Here is an 18,526-nt window from a genome sequence, read left to right on the forward strand (position 1 = left end):
GGTTACGAGTTGCGGGTTTATTTTGTGACCGGATAATTTGAGATAGATATTTTAACTCTATTGAAAATTCACCCTTCACCTTTATAAAACCTCTACCCAATATTTCGTAGGGTATCTCCCTAATTCCTGCAACCTACTACTTGCTACCTATCATTTCCAGTTCTTCTCAATCAGTTCCATCAGAAAATCCGGACACCTGATCACTTTGTTGGTTTTTGAATCTAAAAAGAAGAGAGTAGTGGAAGCTTCTGTTATTTTAATATGCTCTTCATTGTAGATTTCATATTCAAATTCGATCCTTACCCCCGGAATTTTTTTAACATAAGTATGGATTTCTAATTTTTGATCATACAAAGCAGGGCGGATATATTTAATTTTGTAGTCCGAAACGGGAAGCCAAATTCCTTGGTTTTCAATTTCATCGTATGAAATTCCTATGCTTCTGAAGAGTTCAACTCTCGCTACTTCGAAGTACGTTGCATAGTTTCCGTAGTATACGTATTTCATCGGATCTGTTTCTGCGTAACGTACTCGTATTGAGTGTGTTGTGTGTATCATTTTAGGCGTTAAATTATACATACAAATATATTTTTAAATAATCAATACCTGCAATATTTTTTTTTGAAAAGAAAAAATTGGACCTTTGTCTTCCTTCTAAACACAGTACAAACAAAGAATAATCGGGGCTTAAAAAATGGATGACAATTTAATGATGATATGGCAGAAATGCCTTCAGTTTATGCGCGATAACCTGAACGCCGCTGAAGACAATTCTGACCTTAAAAAACTTGAAAAATCTTTCGATATGCTATTCGATAAGGTTCAGCCGCTTTCATTGGTGGCCAACAACCTTACGCTGATCGTGCCGAGTGATTTTTACAAGGAATATATAGAGGATAATTATCTGTCCTTGCTTTCTGCTGCCCTGAAGAAAAATATTGGAAAAGGAGTGAAATTATGGTATTCTGTGATGGAAAACAGACCAAAAGGTGAAGAAAAACCTGTTACCATGAACATCAAGGGACAAAGCGTTCCTACTCCGAAAACACAGGAAACAATGCCGCAAGGTTTTTCTGCTAATATTGTAAACCCGTTTGTCGTTCCTGGAATTAGAAAAGTAAACATAGATTCTAACCTGAAGCCTGACTATTCGTTTGATAGTTATGTAGAAGGGGAAAGCAATAAATTTGCAGCCACTGTAGCCAGATCCATTGCCAAAAGACCTGGAGCAACAGCTTTCAACCCGTTATTCCTATATGGAGGTTATGGAGTTGGAAAAACCCACCTGGGACAAGCTGTTGGTCTTGAAGTAAAAAATCAGTTTCCTGATAAAGTAGTTCTTTATCTGTCTTCTGAAAAGTTTATCCAGCAGTTTATCTCTGCGGCTAAAGCTCATAAGCAGACTGAGTTTGCTAATTTCTATCAAATGGTAGATGTACTGATTATTGATGATATTCAGTTCCTGTCCGGAAAATCGGCAACACAGGACAGTTTCTTCCATATTTTTGATCACCTGCATCAGAATGGAAAACAGATTATCCTTACTTCAGATAAGGCTCCCGCAGATATTATGGATATCCAGGACAGAATTGTTTCCCGTTTCAAATGGGGACTTTCTGCAGAAATCAAATCTCCGGATCTATCTACAAGAAGACAGATCATTGAAGATAAGCTAAGCAGAGACGGAATTGTTCTTCCTGGCGATATGCTTGACTTCCTTGCTGCTGAAGCAAAAACCAATGTAAGAGAACTTATCGGGGTTATCAACTCTGTGATCGCTTACTCTACAGTGTATAAGAGAGACCTTAGTCTTGAGTTGCTTAAAGAAACCATCAACAGAATTGCTGCTAACCAGAAGAAGGTGATCAATATTCCTTACATTCAGGAAGTGGTTTGTGATTATTTTGGAATCAAAAAGGAGCAGTTGCTTTCAAAAACAAGAAAAAGAGAGATTGCATTACCAAGACAGCTTGCGATGTACTTCTCCAAAGAGTTTACCAATTCTACATTTACCAAAATTGGTGAGGAAATGGGAGGAAAAGATCACTCTACAGTAATGTATGCTTGTGATACAATCAAAGACGTTTCAAAAATTGATAAAGAAATCAAGAAATACGTAAAAGACCTTACTGAAAGAATCAAACAATAAATAAGGTTGAGCTTACATAAATTAAAATGAAGGATAGTTTTATTCTTCATTTTTTATTTAGTTTTGTCGTAACAAAAGACTTTTTTAAAAAAAACAGAATATGAAAATTTTAATGGTTTGTCTGGGAAATATATGCAGAAGTCCATTGGCGGAAGGAATTATGAAAACGAAACTACCGGATCATTATTGGGTAGATTCTGCCGGAACTATTTCAATGCATGAAGGCGAGCATCCGGATAAAAGAGCCATTAAAACTGCAGCTAATCATCATATTGATATATCGCAGCAAAGATCAAGACCTATCACCAGGAAAGATTTTGAAACCTTTGATAAAATCTACTGTATGGATGTTGATGTACTCGGAGATGTTGTTTCTAAAACTAAAAATGAAGAAGAACGTCAGAAAGTATCCTTGTTTTTAGAGGTATTGGGAGATCACAAAAATGCTGAAGTGCCAGATCCTTATTGGGGCGATATGAACGATTTTGAAAAGGTTTTCCAGCTTTTGGATAAAGGTTGTGAAGCTATCAAAAATCAATTATCATAATAATGAGCATGACATGCAGAATATTTCCAACACCTTCACTTAAAAAGAACTAAAAAATAATACAATGCTTTTTTTACTCCCTGCTTACTTATCAGAAAATACTTCTATCAACCACTTTTCACCTGTTGTGAAGGATTATATTATGCAGACCGATTATTTCTTTGTGGAAAATGAGAAAACTGCCCGAAAGGTTGTGAAATTTTTTGCTCCTGAAAAAAAGCAGTCTGATCTGAAGTTGTTTTTGTTAGATAAATACACGGAAAACGCAGATATTAAGGAAGCTCAGGAGCTGATGCTGAAAGGGCAGGACTTTGGATTATTGTCAGAAGCAGGATTACCATGTATTGCAGATCCTGGAAATCTGATAGTGAAATGGTGTCATGAGAAAAATATCAGAGTGATCCCGGTTTCGGGGCCTTCATCCATTATCCTGGCGCTGATTTCAAGCGGATTTAATGGACAGGAATTTACTTTCCATGGCTATCTTCCTATTGATAAAGGAGAGAAAAAGAAACAGATCATGAACCTGGAAAGCTTTGTTCAGAAAACCGGATATTCTCAGATTTTCATGGAAACGCCTTACAGAAACAATCAACTTTTTGAAGATTTGTGTAAATTCTTATCACCCAATACAAAGCTTTGTATCGCTGCTAATATCAACGATCCTGAACATGAATTCATCAAAACAAAAACCATAAAAGACTGGCAGAAACAAAAGCCGGAGCTTCACAAAATTCCTGCAGTCTTCGTACTTGGGAAATAAACTTTGCTCCTGTAGTTGACAATAAGTACGAGAGTTTTTGAGTACAAAATAGAAAAAGGCTGTGATTATTTCGCGGCCTTTGCTTTTTTATTTAGAATGGGTTGGAATATTATAAATACGATTTATAAGTTTTCTTTTTTCGTTCTTTCATTTATTGATGTATAATTTTAACTAAAATATTTCAACAATTAGTGATAAATATCATGGCGTTTATATATTTTTGTAATGTAAAATGTTCTAATTTTATATTTAAATATAACGCATTATGAATTTTAAAATTTTAATGTAATTGATAATATTTATGATCTTGTTTTATATAGTTTGATTTTTTATTATACATATCATAATTGAACTGATTTAAACGCTGCAAGTTAATTTAGCTTGTATTCATTGAATTACAAATGATGTATGTTCCGTTTTGCTTACAATCAATTCAGCCCAAACAACACCAAAATCTTAAAATATGATGACACGTAAAATTTTTTTTCCGGTACTGCTGATGTTGGCCATACTGGTACCTTCTTTAACTCATGTTTCTGCACACGGATATGTACTGAGTCCTGCATCAAGAGGATATCAGGGAAGCCTGGACAAGGCTGCACTAGGTTATTCTGCCGCATTTAGTATCTATGGATCTGTTATTAATGAACCTGGATCTCTGGAAGCTCCGAAAGGGTTTCCTGCAGCGGGTCCTGCAGATGGAAAGATTGCCTCTGCTAATGGAAGTATTGGTGGAGACACTACACTGGACATACAGACTGCCGACCGTTGGAAGAAAACCAATATTTCCACGGGTGTGAATGCCTTTATCTGGAAATATTCCGCGTATCATGCGACAGCAAAATGGCATTATTATATCACAAAGCAGGGCTGGAATCCCAATCAACCACTTTCCCGTCAGGATCTTGAGCTTATTGGAACTGTTGCACATAATGGGACACCTCCGCAGGATAATGTTTCTCATCAGATTACCGTTCCTGCAAACCGTAGCGGCTATCATATTATTTTAGCGGTCTGGGATGTAGCAGATACAACCAATGCATTTTATAATGTAATTGATGTTAACGTAACCTCCGGAACAGGAGTTTCTGCACCTGCCACCCCGACAGGCTTAGCACAGGTAGGAATAACAAGCACTTCTGCCAAAATAAGCTGGAATGCACAGTCTGATGCGGTATCCTATAACGTTTTCCGCAACGGACAAAACATTCAGCAGGTAACTACGGCTACATTCCAGGATACTGGTTTAACAGCCAATACGACATATACCTATGAAATTCAGGCGAAAGGATCTTCAGGGCTTACTTCAGCGAAAAGTGCACCACTCAATGTAAAGACAAACAGTGAAGGCATTCCTGAAAAGCCTACAGCACCATCCAACCTGCATTCAATGGCAGTTACTGAAAACTCTGTTTCACTAATGTGGACGGCCTCAACCCATTCGCAGGGAATCAAAAATTACCAGGTATTTGAGAATGGAATTAAAGTAGGAGAGACAGTACAAACAAGCTTTTTACGAACCGGATTGACACAGGACACAGAATATACTTATACGGTAAAATCTGTTGCAATGAACGATCAGCTTTCTGATGTAAGTAATGAATTAAAAGTCAGAACAAAAAAAATTACATCAGGAAATGGCCAGACCCAATGTGGAGCAGAGCAATATAACGCTGCCAATGCTTATCCTGCAGCCGGAACGAAAGTTTTTTACTCCTGTAAAATCTGGAAAAACAAATGGTACGCAAATCCGGGAGAAATGCCTGGAATCAATATGGTATGGGAGGAAATAAGTACATGTACTGAAGGGACAGGCTGCGAATCAGGTGGTACGGTTACTTATTGCGGTGCACAGGAATATAATCCGGCAAAAACATATCCAGCAGCAGGAACAAAGGTTTTCTATACCTGTAAAATCTGGGAGAATAAATGGTACGCAAATCCAGGGGATACACCGGGAAATAATGCTGTCTGGAAAATTGTAAGCGACTGCAATGAAGGACAGAACTGTCAGGGATCAGCTCTTGCCAATAAAGAAAATGACCTTTCAGTAATTGTATCTGAACATATGATCAATTTTGCACCGGAAACTTATTATGCTCAAATAAGCAGGGTAGATGTCATTACCCCTCACGGACTTCAGATCTTGACTTTTATAAATCCCGATAAAAACAGTATGAACATTAGCCGTCTTCAATCCGGAATCTATTTTGTGAAAATCCTTTATAATGACGGAAAAAATAGTACTAAAACCATCAGAAAATAACAAAAACGATCTGAAATATCAAAAAAGCCGTCCATATTTTGTGGATGGTTTTTTTTTGCAGAATTATAAAAATATTTAACAGCCCTTAACAAGACTATTGCATTATTCTTGTTTTTAAGTATTTATCACTTAAAATTATATGATTATGTCTGATAAAAAATTAGCAGGAATCTGGATTGATACAGAGAAAGCCATTGTAGCCAGGAATCACGATGCACAAAATGTTTCTGAATTTATCCTTTGCAAACCGGTGAAAGCAGAGATACAGCACGGAAACTCCAGTGAGAACGCTGGAAACAACGCTGAAATTACCAACAGAAACAAGTTTTTTAAAGAAATTGAAAAGTTACTGACCAATTCTCAGGAAGTGTATATTACAGGACCGGGTGTAACACAAGAGGAACTTAAGCACTTCCTTCATGATACGGCTCAGTTCAGAGATTTGAAAATTACATTGGGAACCTCACAGAAAATGGCAGATGAAAAGGTACTTGAAACAGTAAAAGAATATTTTAATAGTTAAATTGTAGATAATGCAGTGAAAATCCGGGCATCGAAGATGCCCGGATTTTTAATAAGTTAATTTTAATCCTTTTTCTTTGATCTCCATTTTCTCCAAATAAAAATAATAACAGGAATAAGCAAAAAGAAAGGCCACAGAGAAATGATTCCAAGCATAAAGCTTACAAAACTGTTCCAGCCTTCCGTTACCGAATCTACAAAACGGCTCCCAAAACCTATTTTTGACGTGGCGGAACTTCTCACTTTTTCTTTGTATAAATTCAAATTCAGAGTACTGTAATTCACCCGGTCATCAATAAAACGAAGTCTGCCTTCGGCCACATCAATTTCATCTTCCAGTTCACGGATATTTTCCTGGATCTCCAGCATATCTTTTGTGGTAGCAGCACTTTTAAGCATATCACGGTATTTTTCAAGATATATCTTTTTGTTGGCCAGCTTTATCGCTACATCAGTATATTCTTCAGTAACGTCATTGGATGAAATGTTTTTAGACAAAACGGTTCCAACGCCATCTGAAAAAGAGTTAATCAATGCATCAAAGTTTTTATGGGGCACACGAATGATCAGACTAAGATTATCATCCATATCCGTATTTTGAAATTCTTCTTTCTGGATATAAGCACTGTTTTTCCTGATAATTTCATTGACCTGTTTCTGTGCTTTTTGTATATCGCCCACCTGAATCTTCATATCACCGTTTTTGATAATTTTTTTGGAGACCGTATCTGTTTTCTTAGGGGTATAAACGTCTTTGTTGGTTCCATTTTCATCAGATACCAGCTTTTCGGAAACAGAAATTGGTGAATATGAAGCTGCGGAAGAAGGCGCTTTATCCTCGGTTATAACTTCCATCATGTCGGCTTTCGCTTCGTGTTTTTCGCCGCCTGATTTGCTGCAGTTGATTAGAATAAGACCTGATAACAGGAAAATAATTTTTTTCATGGGTTAATTAGTTTTTTATGGGTATGATCAAAAAGTGTGCTCAAAAATGATTATAAGGTAAGATTGATTAAAATTTAAAAATAATTCGCTGTAAAACCAATCTGAAAATTGCTGAGACTGGTAAATAATTTCTATTTTTAATTCATGAAAAAAAGTCTTTTAGCATTAGCGTTTTCTCCATTTCTGATGTATGCCCAGGAAGCTCCGAAACTTACAGACGAAATGGCAATGAAATTATCCGACAAGCCTCTTCACTGTATCAAGCAGGAATATCCTAATAAAACTGCCCATATCATCAATAATGCAGGCGAAGTTCCTTTGACTCCAAAAGATCTTCACCCTAGTTTTTATGGATGTTTCGACTGGCATAGCTCTGTTCACGGTCATTGGATGCTGACCAGACTTTTGAAAACGAAACCCAATCTCTCCAATGCCAAAGAGATTGAAAAAATTCTGGATGAATCATTTCAAAAAGAAAAACTTCAGACAGAAGCAGATTACTTTACAAAATATCAGCTGACAGGAACTTTTGAAAGAACCTATGGCTGGGCGTGGATCTTAAAACTAGATGAAGAACTCACAACCTGGGATCATCCGAAAGCTAAAATATGGCACCAAAATCTGAAACCGCTGACAGATCAGATCCTGAAATCATGGAAAACTTATCTTCCAAAGCAAACATATCCTAACAGAACCGGAGTTCATCCTAACACGGCATTTGCCATGTCTTTTGCCATCGATTGGGCCAGAGCCAATAAAGATAAGGAGTTTGAAAGCCAGTTGACGGAAAAGGCAAAATACTTTTTCTTGAAAGAACTGAAAACACCTGCTTATCTGGAACCGGACGGATCCGATTTCTTTTCGCCAAGTCTTGAAATTGCAGACCTGATGCGAAGAGTGCTTCCTCAAAAAGAATTTGTACAGTGGCTGAATGCTTTCTACGAAAAGAGAAGTCTTGAAAATGTTGAAAAAATTCCTGTAGTAAGTGATCTGAGCGATTACCAAACCGTTCATCTTGTAGGGCTATCTTTTTCTAAAGCATGGTGTATGAAAGGAATCTCAAATGCACTTCCCGCTAATCATCCCCTGAAAAAAGATTTTAAGAAAACAGCTGATGTATTTCTCAATAATGGATTACCATTACTTTTTCAGGGAAATTATGGCGGGGATCACTGGCTGGCCAGTTTTGCGGTATATGCGCTGGAAGATTAATATCTGATTCCTGTCTTTTTAAGAACAAAGCCTAAAAGCCATATGGGTCCTATCAGAAGAAACTGGAGATCTTTAAGGAAAGTAGGCTTTTTTCCTTCAATTTTATGCCCGATAAACTGAAAAATCCATGTGATGATAAACACAGAAAGGTAAACCATCCATGATTGTCTTCCGAAACTGATATTGGCCAGATAGATGAAATGTTCCATCATGAGCATGACCACGATCATGATAACAGCGATCAATAAAGACAGCCTTATATAGAAAAGGGTGATCAGAATAATCACAATAAGGCTTACGATACTGGCACATCCGAAATAGGAAGCGCAGAAATGAGGGGAAGGAATCAGGGAGGCGAACCCCAGAATCGTCCAGAAAATTAAGGGTACACAAATCCAGTGAATGAACTTGTTGGTCGGGTTTCTATGGCTTTTACTGTATTCTGCAAATAATAGATCAACCTTTCTCATACTAAAGGGAAATTGGATTCCTGCTAAAATAATAAAATTTTGTAATCACTGGTAAGATTGCTTACATTTGTCTTATGTCTGCCCTGGAAAAATTTGGCGTCGATATTTTTACGGAACGGAATATTTTCGAGCGAATAGCTGTAGGTAAACCGTTTCGTCCCGAAAATCCTGCATTTATATTTATTAAATCAGGAACTATAAAACTTCGCCAGCACTTCAGTGATCTGGAGGTTTCTGCCAACATGTTTATGGTAACCGATCCCCAAACTATTTATGAAGTGGTAGGAGTAACGGCTGACTTTCAGTCGAGGATGGTTTCTTATAAAAGAGAATTTATTTCTGCCTTATCATTAAAATTTAATCGTCTGATTACTTACCGATATTTCAGACAGCAGATGAATAAAGGAGTTCCTTTTCCTGAAGACGAAATGGAAGTCGTTTGGAAAAGCGTCAATTTCCTGAAATATATCCTGGATTCTGATACCGAAATGCTTTATAAGAAGGAAATGGTAGAGCACCTTTTTTCTGTTTTCTGCTATCAGATGGCAGGAATTATTTCCAAGGAGGATAACAGCTCTATGAACCAGATGTCCAGACAGGAAGAAATTGTATTTGTCTTTCTTACCGATCTTGCAGAGCATCATCTTACTGAAAGAACCGTTGAATTCTATGCCGAACGGCAGTCAATTACAACCAGACATCTTTCTTCTGTAGTAAAGACCATTACGGGAAAATCTGCAAGTCAGATCATTGCTTTAATTGTTATTAATGAAGCGAAAGTGCTCTTAAACTCTTCCAATAAACCGGTTTCGGAGATTTCCTCAATTCTCGGATTCAGCGATCAATACTCATTTTCTCATTTTTTTAAGAAGCATCTTGAGGTAAGCCCTAGACAGTACAGACATCAGTTCGAAAATTAAAATCTTACATTTGAACATCTTTTTCCAAAAATCAAACATTTGATTGATTTTGTTGCTGACCTAACTTTGCATCTGTAAAACAAGGTAAAATGACAAAGAAAATAAAAACAGCACTATCAGTATTGATAGCAGCTTTTCCTGCGCTGTTTTTTTCACAACAGATCAAACAGATGACCGCAGGTGAGGTGGCGGAACTCGCTGTTCAGAATCACCAGCAGCTCAAAGTCTCCGCACAGAATATTGATATTGCAAAGCAGAACACCAATGTGGTTAAGCTTCAGAAACTTCCTACAATTACAGCTTCTACAAGCCAGTTCTATTTAGGAGATGCAGTAGCCATTGATAAAGATTTTTCAAATTCTACAAACGTTCCGATGCCACATTACGGAAGTTCGTATGCGGTACAGGCAACACAGCTGATCTTCAAAGGAGGATTGGTGAATAAATCTATTGAAATGGCTGGGCTTCGCGAACAGCTTTCGGAACTGGATTTAGAGAAAAATAAACAGGATGTGAAATTTTTAGTGATTTCCAATTATCTGGATGTCTATAAAATCATCAATCAGGAAGAAGTATTTCAGAATAACAAAAAACTGGCTCTGGAACGTCTGAAAAATATCCAGAAGTTCTATCAGCAGGGAATGGTAACGCGAAACGAAGTGATTCGTGGAGAATTGGCCATCAAAAACCTGGATCAGGGGATTCTTACCCTTACCAACAATAAAAAAATCCTTAATTATAATCTGAATATTGCTTTAGGTTTAGCTTCTGACACAGAGATCGTGCCTACAGAAAGTCTGGAGACTAAAGAAGCAGGAATAGGTATGGATTACTACACAGATCTTGCACACGAAAGCAATCCTTTGCTGAAATCTGCTCAAAAAAACATTGCGGTAGCAGATAAGAATATTGAAATCATCAAAACAGACAATTCACCTACGCTGGCCGGATTTGGCGGATATACGCTGCAAAGACCGATCACGACGAGAAATCCTGTTTTGGATATGTACTCAGGGGGCTGGCAGACTGGGGTTTCTCTGAGTTACAACATTGATACTCTCTATAAAACAAAAGAAAAAGTAAAATTAGGAGAACTGCAAAAGAATCAGGCAAATGATGCCATGACTCTGGTGCAGCAGAATGTAGATATGGCAGTGAATGCTGCCTATACCAAATATCAGGAAGCGATTCAGCAGGCAGATATTCTGAATGATTCCAAAAGACTGGCGGAAGAAAACTACAAGATTACGGAAGCCAAATATCTGAATCAGCTGGCCGTGCAGGCGGAAATGATTGATGCACAGAACCAGAAACTGCAGGCAGAGCTTGATTACGCCAATGCTGAAATCAATGTTTTATATCAGTATTACAACCTTTTGAAATCTACAGGAACACTTTAATTTAAAACTGAAAATCAACACAATGGAAAACAAGGGACAAACTACTCAAAATACAACACCTACTCCGGCAACATCTGCTGCAGAGCATAAGAAAAAGAAAAATAAAACCAATAAAATCAGAGCCATTATATCCAATATCATCGTTTTTCTGGTGATCGGTTTCGGATTATTCTGGTTAATACGAGAATACTTTCATATCGGAAGTAAAACCTATACGGAAGCAGCACAGGTAGAAGAATTTATCAATCCTATCAATACCAGAGTTTCTGCCTATATCAAAGAAATTAAATTTATTGAACATCAGCGTGTAAAAAAAGGCGATACTTTGGTCATTCTTGACGACCGTGAAATCCTTACGCAACTGGGACAGGCTGAAGCCGCCTATCAGAATGCTATGGCTCAAAAAACAGCGACCAGCTCTTCTGTAAACACAGTTTCCAACAATATCAATGTGATGCAGTCCAATATTGCAGGAGCAAAAGCAAGATTGTGGAATGCCGAACAGAATTTAAACCGATATAAAAATCTTTTGGCAGCCGAAGCCGTTACGAGACAACAATATGATCAGGTGAAGACAGAATATGATGCTCAGAAGGCTGCTTATGAAACCTTAGTCAATCAAAAGCAATCTGCAAACCTTTCTACAACTGAAGTAAAAAGCAGATTGGGGATCAATGATGCTGAAATTAAAAGAACAAAATCTGCTTTGGATATGGCGAGGATCAATCTTTCGTATACTGTGATTACAGCGCCTTATGATGGAGTAATGGGAAGAAGAACTATTTCTGAAGGCCAGCTCATCCAACCAGGACAGCAGGTTGCGACAATCGTTCTGAACGGCCAGAAGTGGGTAACTGCCAATTTCCTGGAAAGCCAGATGCCGAATATCAAAGTAGGAGAAAAAATTTCTATGACAGCGGATGCTTTAGGAGGGAAACAATTCGAAGGAATTGTGACTGCTGTTTCAGCGGCTACCGGATCAAGATACTCAAGCGTGCCTACAGACAATTCTACCGGAAACTTTATCAAAGTACAACAGAGAATCCCTGTAAGAATTGAGTTTACAGCTTCCAACAAAAAAGAAGATCTGGATAAGCTGAGCGCCGGAATGAATATGAATGTGAATATTAATAAAGACTAAAAGATGAAAGATATCAGATGCCGGGTATTATGCGTATGGAAAGCTAACGCTGAATGTTGAAAGTCTGCCATCTGATATCTGAAATCTATTCCCTAAAAAATCATGTACAACAAAGGATTATATAGCGATTGGGTACCGAAACCCGTACAGCTGTTGCTGATTGTATTACTGCTTGCTGTGGTAATGCCCATCGGCGGGGTGTATACAGGAAATATCAGTTCTCTGGTAAGCGGTACCGGCGCCATGACAGAATATTTTATGTGGGCCAATTACGCCACTACCATTGGGATGGGAGCTTGCATGCCTGTTGTTCTGAGAATCAAAATGAGATTCAAAGTAAGGGACAAGATGGTGTTGCTTCTGGTGCTTTTAGGGTTGCTGAGCTACGTGAACGGGACTACTTTACAGCCAATGATTTTTATTTTTACTTCTTTAATGATTGGCTTTATGAAAATGATGGTTACCATAGAACTGTTTCTGCCATTAATGGTTATGATCGGAAATCGTGGAGTATTTTACGGAGCTTTCTATACCTTCGTTCTTGTAATGAACCAGGTGGCAACCTATTATGCTGCTGAGTTTGCCCTTCTTTACAACTGGCAGCAGTTCTACCTGCTTACAGCTGTTTTATGCTTTATTTTAGCATTGATACACTGGATTTTTATGCATGACAAATATTTTGCATTAAAAGTACCGCTGCATTATATTGACTGGCTGAGTATTTTGCTTTTCATTTCAACATTCATGTTTTCGGCTTATGTGTATTCATTTGGAAGACAGCAGGACTGGTTCAACTCCAGGAACATCATCTATGGAAGTATTGCAGCTTTTGTCAGTTTTGCACTACTTTCTATCCGTCAGTTGACTTTAAAACGCCCCTACCTTTCGTTTAAAATTTTCACAAAAAATAATGTGCAGCACGGTTTGTTCATGCTTTTCTGGCTGGGAATGTTTCTGGGAACAGCTTCTATTCAGAATACGTTTGCGGTAGGAGTTTTGGGATATGATCAATTGACCAATACCAGGCTGAGTCTACTGATGATTCCCGGAATTATCTTAGCCGGAGCTCTTGCTATTTTCTGGTTCAAAAAAGAAAAGCCATTGAAAATGTATATTTTTTCCGGTTTTGCCGCTATGGTTGGATATGCTATTATTATGTATTTTTCCATGGTGCTGGAGTTCAGTTATGACAACTGGTATCTGCCTATGTTTTTAAAAGGCTACGGAATGTGTTCATTGTTTATCTCCGTATGGTTTTATACACTGGATAAGCTTGAAATGGATGAAATGCTGGCGGCCATCGGGCTTGTATTGGTTTGGAGAACCTTCCTCGCCGTAGGAATTTTTTCAACTTTATATTCCTGGTTTCAATACCGTTTTCAGGTTACGGCAATAGGAGATCTTGCTGTTTATATGGATGGAATGACGGTGACTCCTCAGAATGTAGCAGCCAATATGAAAGCCATTCAGCTTAATGCCATTATCATAGCCACCAAGAAGATATTCGGATATATTATTCTGGTGGGACTGGGAGTGCTGATTTATGTTGCGACTCATCATTTCGGAGCAAAACGATTCCAGTATTTCAGATTTGTAAGAGTTCTTGGCGGTAAATCGGTCATTGCGAGAAGAAGACTTCGCGAAAGAAAAAAATTATTAGAAGAAATAAAAGATGCTGCAGGTCCTGCAGTATAAAAAGAAACCTTGTTTTTACCAGTAAAATCCTGGTCCTTAGTTGGGCTGGGATTTTACGTTTTAAGAAGAAGATATCAAATTTTAAACTTTTTTGAAATATTAAGATTATAGTAAGGTGTTTAGAGTATTAAGATGAGCTTCGCCTTAAGCTTAAAAATCAGAATGATTTATCTTAAGTATACTTTATTCCTTAAATCCATTCTTAATGGTGTATATATATCCGGATTTAGAAAACTTTTCTGTAAAAGAGGTTTACTATCATAAAATAAGGGAAAATTTCATGTTTGGTTATTTTTATTCTTTCTAAATAAGAATTATCTTTGCAAGATTATAAAACGTTGAGTAGAAAGAATGAAAAAGAAGTATGCATTCATAGGTCTTTTGGTTTCGGGACTAATGCTTTCCCAGACCGTAAAAGATTCTATTGCCTCTAAAGGTATTGAAGATGTGGTAATCGTAGCCTCCAGAAAACCTACAAAAATCTCTGAAGTTCCGGGAACGGTCTGGGTAGTACAGAAAGAAAAGATTCAGGAACAGGCGAAAAGCGGAGTTCCTATCAAAGAAATGTTGTCGATTCTGATTCCTTCCATGGATATTGGTCCACAGGGAAGAACCAATTATGGTCAGAATATGAGAGGACGTTCTGCCCTGGTGATGATAGACGGTGTTTCTCTGAACAGTATCCGTGCGATCAGCCGCCAGCTGGATGCCATTGATCCTTTTAACATCGAAAGAATCGAAGTGCTTTCAGGAGCAAGCTCAATTTACGGAGGTAACGCTACCGGTGGGATTATCAATATAATTACAAAAACACCTTCCAAAAAAGGAATCAGCGGTGAAACTGAACTGGGTGTACGGACAGGATTTATGGGAAAAGATGACCATGATTTCCGTGCCGCTCAGTCTATTGCGGCTAAAGGAGATAAGTTCTTCGGAAGACTGGGAGTAGCTTATCAGCAGAATGGTGGAGTGTATGGAGCAGATCAGAAACAGCTTTTTACCGATATTACCCAGACTGACCTTCAGTATAATCAGTCTATTGATATCCTGGCTACCGGAGGATATCAGTTTAACAATAAACATAAAATAACAGCCTCTGTTCAGTATTACAATTCTAAATTTAATGGCGACAGAAGCTTATTTTTAGGAGAAAATCTGAGTGCATTTACAACAAAAAATGCTTCATTACTCGAGATGAGAGATGGGTTTTCATCTGATAAAAATGTAGGTACAGAACGTTATATGGCAACTGTAGCTTATAACGCAAACGGAATTTTAGGCGGACAGGATTTATATGTGCAATTGGCTACGCGAGGTGAAAAGTTAGGATTCTACCCATTCCCGGGAAATGTTACCTTACAGACGGGAAAAATACCTTATATGTCTTCTTCTCAGCAAGATACCTATTATTCCGGGATTAAAGCTTTATTGTCAAAATCATGGAGAGGACTGAACGTTACCTATGGAGCAGATTTCGATTTTGAAAAATTTGAAGGAACACAATCTGTTTATGATATTGCCAAAACAATGTCCAGCGGTGGTTTAGTGAATGAAACAAAGTACAGCTTGGGAAGATATCCGACTAATCATTCACAGAGTTATGCAGGGTATGTTCAGGCAAAATACAATATTCTTCCCAAATTACAACTGAATGCCGGAATCCGTTATCAGCATATCAACGTAAAAATGGATGATTTTGTAGGTTCTGAACAACAGACCCAAATTGCAATGGGCTATGGAAGTTCAGCATCTGCAATTCCGGGAGGTGAAAGTTCTTATAATGTAACCTTAGCTAATGCAGGGCTATTATACAAATTTAATGAGCAGCATCAGGTTTGGGGAACATTTTCCCAGGGAGCAAGCTTAGCAGATCCTGCCAAATTTTATGGAATAGGACAGTACAAATTGGTAGGAACAAACTGGGATGTAGTATCCAGTATCAATGTGAAAGAACAACCGCTGCAGGCCATCAAAACCAATCAGTTTGAAGTAGGATACCGTGTGAACAGAGGAGGTTTAAGAGCGCAGATTGCCGGATTTTTAAGTAATTCTGATAAAACGGTTACTGTAGATAAAAAGACCTTCCAGATTCTTGTGAATGATTTGAAATTAAGAAACATGGGAATTGAAGCTGAGGTTTCCTATTCTTTAAGCAATGGAGTGTATTTCGGTGCCAGCGGACTTTTGATCAAATCTGAAGTAGACAAAGACGGAGAATGGCAGAAACAGGAGATTTACAATGCTTCCCCTTCAAAATTGGTGACGTATATCGGATATAATATTAAGAACTGGTCATTCAGATTCCAGTCGTTACAGAATTTCAAGCAGAAAGACGAGCTTAATAATGTTGTTGAGGGCTACAATACCTCAGATCTGATGATGGGATATCGTTTCAACTGGGGAAAATTCAACGTAGGAATTCAGAACCTGTTTAATACCGATTATCAGACGATCTGGAGCAAGCGTTCCCAGGTTTTATATGCTACTTACGGACTTCCGGAACTGTTTAATTATAAAGGAAGAGGGAGAACATTCAACCTTTCCTACACTTTTGAATTTTAAAAAAATGATCGGGATTTAAAATACCCTGATCTGAAAACATATTGTATTTCAAATCCGGTTTCTGAGCTTGATCGGAAACCGGATTTTAATTTAAAAAATCAGTTATGGCTAAAATTTCAACAGGGCAGATTGTTGCCGAAGTCACCAGAAAAGAATACATTACTGACCATTTTATCAGAGTGTATCTCTACTCGCCGGAAGTTCAGATATTCAAAAATACTGTGGTGGGTGATAATAATAAAATTGCAGTTCCTCCGGCTGGTCTCAATGAGATTCATTTTCCGACGCTGGATGAAAACCATCAGTGGGTGTATCCGCCAAAAGATGTGGCTCCTTCCATCAGAACCTATACCCACAGAGGAATCGATCTGGAAAAAAATGAACTGATCATCGATTTTGTAGACCACGGAGATGGTGGACCAGCCTCCAGATGGGTAAGAGAAGCTGAAGTAGGTTCAAAGCTTGGAGTGATGATGCGTCTGGAAGGAAAAGAATTGTATCCGGCAGCTGATTGGTATTTGCTGGTAGGAGATGCTACAGCTATTCCGGTGATCAGTGCTATTTTGGAAACACTTCCTGAAACGGCAAAAGGTATTTGTATCATTGAAGTTCATGGAAAAGAAGACGAACAACTGCTTGATACGAAAGCCCAAATTGATTTTAAATGGTTACACAATCCACATCCTCAGATCAGCAGTGAAATTTCAAATGTGGTAAAAAGCATTGAAATTCCGGAATCAACAAAGTTTGGTTATGTAGCCTGTGAATTCTCAAGCGTGAAAGAAATCCGTACCTATCTGAGAAAAGAGAAAAACTGGACTTCCCAGGAATTGTACGCTTATTCTTACTGGAAAGCAGGCGTAGCAGAAAACGAATCTCAGGCAGACAGACATAAGGAGAAGGAATCGATGGAGTAGGAGGCAGGGATTTTGAGTTTGAGAGTGGGAGGGTTTGAGAGTTCAAGGTTTAAGGTTTTAAAGTTTAAGATTGTAGGAACACCGAATCTTGTAACTCAAAACTCGTGACCTCGAAACCCGCATCTCGAAACCCGCACCTCGCAAACCCACAACATTCAACCAAAAACTTTGAACATTGAACATTGAACTATTATCTTTGCACTATGAAAGATTTAATGGGCAGAGCGATCTGGGATTATTACCACAATGAAAATCCGGAGGATCTGCAGACTGAAACGTCAATTTCTGAGCTGGATGAACTTCCGGTGGATTATTTATTCAGAGATTTTGAAGAAATGAATGATATTGAGCAGAAAGCGCTGCAGTTATCCAACGGAAAAGTTCTGGATATCGGAGCGGGTGCAGGTTCTCATTCTTTATACCTTCAGAATGAAAGAAATCTTGAGGTTACCGCATTGGATATTTCCCCAAAATCTGTTGAGGTCTGTAAGCTGAGAGGGATTAAAAAGGCAGTTTGCGAAAATATGCTTGACTTTTCAGGAGAGACTTTTGATACGATTTTACTGTTAATGAACGGTACGGGAGTTTTTGAAAGCCTGGCAAAAATAGATACCTATCTTCAGAAACTGCATACTTTACTTAATGACAAAGGGCAGATCCTGATCGACAGCACGGATATCCTGTATATGTTTGATCGTGATAAAGATGGCGGAGTATACATTCCTGCAGGCGGATATTATGGCGAGCTGGATTATGTGGTTCATTATAAAGGGGAATCTGAAGAACCGATTACCTGGCTGTATCTTGATTTCAATACCTTGAAAAATGCTGCCACAAATAATGGTTTCAAAATAGAAAGAGTATTGAAAGATGAAGATTCTTATTTAGCGAAGCTTACTAAGAGATAACCAGAAAACCATTCGGGGTAATTGATGATAATTGCTAACATTATCAGACAAATAATACCTGGTAAGATATACGAAGCTGCCCTATAAGGTAGCTTTTTTGGTGTAAACA

General features: G+C 38.0%; 16 protein-coding genes. 13 read left to right on the top strand and 3 right to left on the bottom strand.

The features are described from left to right. Positions 1-150 precede the first annotated feature (150 nt). The gene (locus FFS26_RS02485; RefSeq protein WP_137904366.1) at positions 151-558 is read right to left on the bottom strand and encodes an acyl-CoA thioesterase; all 408 of its coding nucleotides are present in this window, start codon (positions 556-558) and stop codon (positions 151-153) included. A 136-nt stretch (positions 559-694) separates the two neighbouring features. Between FFS26_RS02485 and dnaA the strand changes: the two genes are divergently transcribed. From dnaA to FFS26_RS02510, 5 genes are all read left to right on the top strand, one after another. Beyond that, the gene (dnaA, locus tag FFS26_RS02490) at positions 695-2,149 is read left to right on the top strand and encodes a chromosomal replication initiator protein DnaA (RefSeq protein ID WP_002980474.1); all 1,455 of its coding nucleotides are present in this window, start codon (positions 695-697) and stop codon (positions 2,147-2,149) included. A 100-nt stretch (positions 2,150-2,249) separates the two neighbouring features. Then, positions 2,250-2,696, top strand: coding sequence for a low molecular weight protein-tyrosine-phosphatase (locus tag FFS26_RS02495; protein WP_110009377.1), 447 nt, complete (start codon positions 2,250-2,252; stop codon positions 2,694-2,696). A gap of 64 nt (positions 2,697-2,760) precedes the next feature. Further along, positions 2,761-3,459 carry an SAM-dependent methyltransferase gene (locus FFS26_RS02500; protein WP_110009376.1) on the top strand — a complete coding sequence of 233 codons (699 nt, stop codon included), beginning with the start codon at positions 2,761-2,763 and terminating at the stop codon, positions 3,457-3,459. Positions 3,460-3,922: 463 nt separating this feature from the next. Continuing rightward, positions 3,923-5,725, top strand: coding sequence for a lytic polysaccharide monooxygenase (locus FFS26_RS02505; RefSeq protein WP_137904196.1), 1,803 nt, complete (start codon positions 3,923-3,925; stop codon positions 5,723-5,725). Between the two features lie 145 nt (positions 5,726-5,870). Beyond that, a complete protein-coding gene (locus tag FFS26_RS02510) occupies positions 5,871-6,248 on the top strand; it encodes a hypothetical protein (RefSeq protein WP_110009374.1) in 378 nt (125 codons plus the stop codon). A gap of 62 nt (positions 6,249-6,310) precedes the next feature. Here FFS26_RS02510 and FFS26_RS02515 read toward each other — a convergent pair whose 3' ends face one another. Next, the gene (locus FFS26_RS02515; protein WP_137904197.1) at positions 6,311-7,192 is read right to left on the bottom strand and encodes a DUF4349 domain-containing protein; all 882 of its coding nucleotides are present in this window, start codon (positions 7,190-7,192) and stop codon (positions 6,311-6,313) included. A 144-nt stretch (positions 7,193-7,336) separates the two neighbouring features. Between FFS26_RS02515 and FFS26_RS02520 the strand changes: the two genes are divergently transcribed. Then, on the top strand, positions 7,337-8,404 hold the full coding sequence (locus tag FFS26_RS02520; protein WP_110009372.1) for a DUF2891 domain-containing protein: 1,068 nt from the start codon (positions 7,337-7,339) through the stop codon (positions 8,402-8,404). Here FFS26_RS02520 and FFS26_RS02525 read toward each other — a convergent pair. Then, a complete protein-coding gene (locus FFS26_RS02525; protein ID WP_137904198.1) occupies positions 8,401-8,874 on the bottom strand; it encodes a DUF962 domain-containing protein in 474 nt (157 codons plus the stop codon). The genes FFS26_RS02520 and FFS26_RS02525 overlap by 4 nt on opposite strands. A 74-nt stretch (positions 8,875-8,948) precedes the next feature. On the opposite strand from FFS26_RS02525, the gene FFS26_RS02530 reads away from it, so the two are divergent. The 7 genes from FFS26_RS02530 (at position 8,949) to FFS26_RS02560 (ending at position 18,417) form a co-directional block, all read left to right on the top strand. After that, the gene (locus FFS26_RS02530) at positions 8,949-9,794 is read left to right on the top strand and encodes a helix-turn-helix domain-containing protein (protein ID WP_110009370.1); all 846 of its coding nucleotides are present in this window, start codon (positions 8,949-8,951) and stop codon (positions 9,792-9,794) included. An 89-nt stretch (positions 9,795-9,883) separates the two neighbouring features. After that, positions 9,884-11,194: a TolC family protein gene (locus tag FFS26_RS02535; protein WP_137904199.1), complete on the top strand. Its 1,311-nt coding sequence runs from the start codon at positions 9,884-9,886 to the stop codon at positions 11,192-11,194. 22 nt (positions 11,195-11,216) lie between these two features. Beyond that, positions 11,217-12,335, top strand: a complete 1,119-nt coding sequence (locus FFS26_RS02540; RefSeq protein ID WP_137904200.1) for an HlyD family secretion protein — start codon at positions 11,217-11,219, stop codon at positions 12,333-12,335. A gap of 102 nt (positions 12,336-12,437) precedes the next feature. Beyond that, positions 12,438-14,030, top strand: coding sequence for an MFS transporter (locus tag FFS26_RS02545; protein ID WP_137904201.1), 1,593 nt, complete (start codon positions 12,438-12,440; stop codon positions 14,028-14,030). A gap of 351 nt (positions 14,031-14,381) precedes the next feature. Continuing rightward, positions 14,382-16,592 carry a TonB-dependent receptor gene (locus FFS26_RS02550; RefSeq protein WP_137904202.1) on the top strand — a complete coding sequence of 737 codons (2,211 nt, stop codon included), beginning with the start codon at positions 14,382-14,384 and terminating at the stop codon, positions 16,590-16,592. Between the two features lie 104 nt (positions 16,593-16,696). Next, the gene (locus tag FFS26_RS02555; RefSeq protein WP_137904203.1) at positions 16,697-17,509 is read left to right on the top strand and encodes a siderophore-interacting protein; all 813 of its coding nucleotides are present in this window, start codon (positions 16,697-16,699) and stop codon (positions 17,507-17,509) included. Between the two features lie 203 nt (positions 17,510-17,712). After that, positions 17,713-18,417, top strand: coding sequence for a class I SAM-dependent methyltransferase (locus tag FFS26_RS02560; protein ID WP_110009364.1), 705 nt, complete (start codon positions 17,713-17,715; stop codon positions 18,415-18,417). Positions 18,418-18,526: the final 109 nt, after the last annotated feature.

The sequence above is a fragment of the Chryseobacterium sp. 2VB genome (genome assembly GCF_005503635.1).
GTDB classification, from domain to species: domain Bacteria; phylum Bacteroidota; class Bacteroidia; order Flavobacteriales; family Weeksellaceae; genus Chryseobacterium; species Chryseobacterium cupriresistens.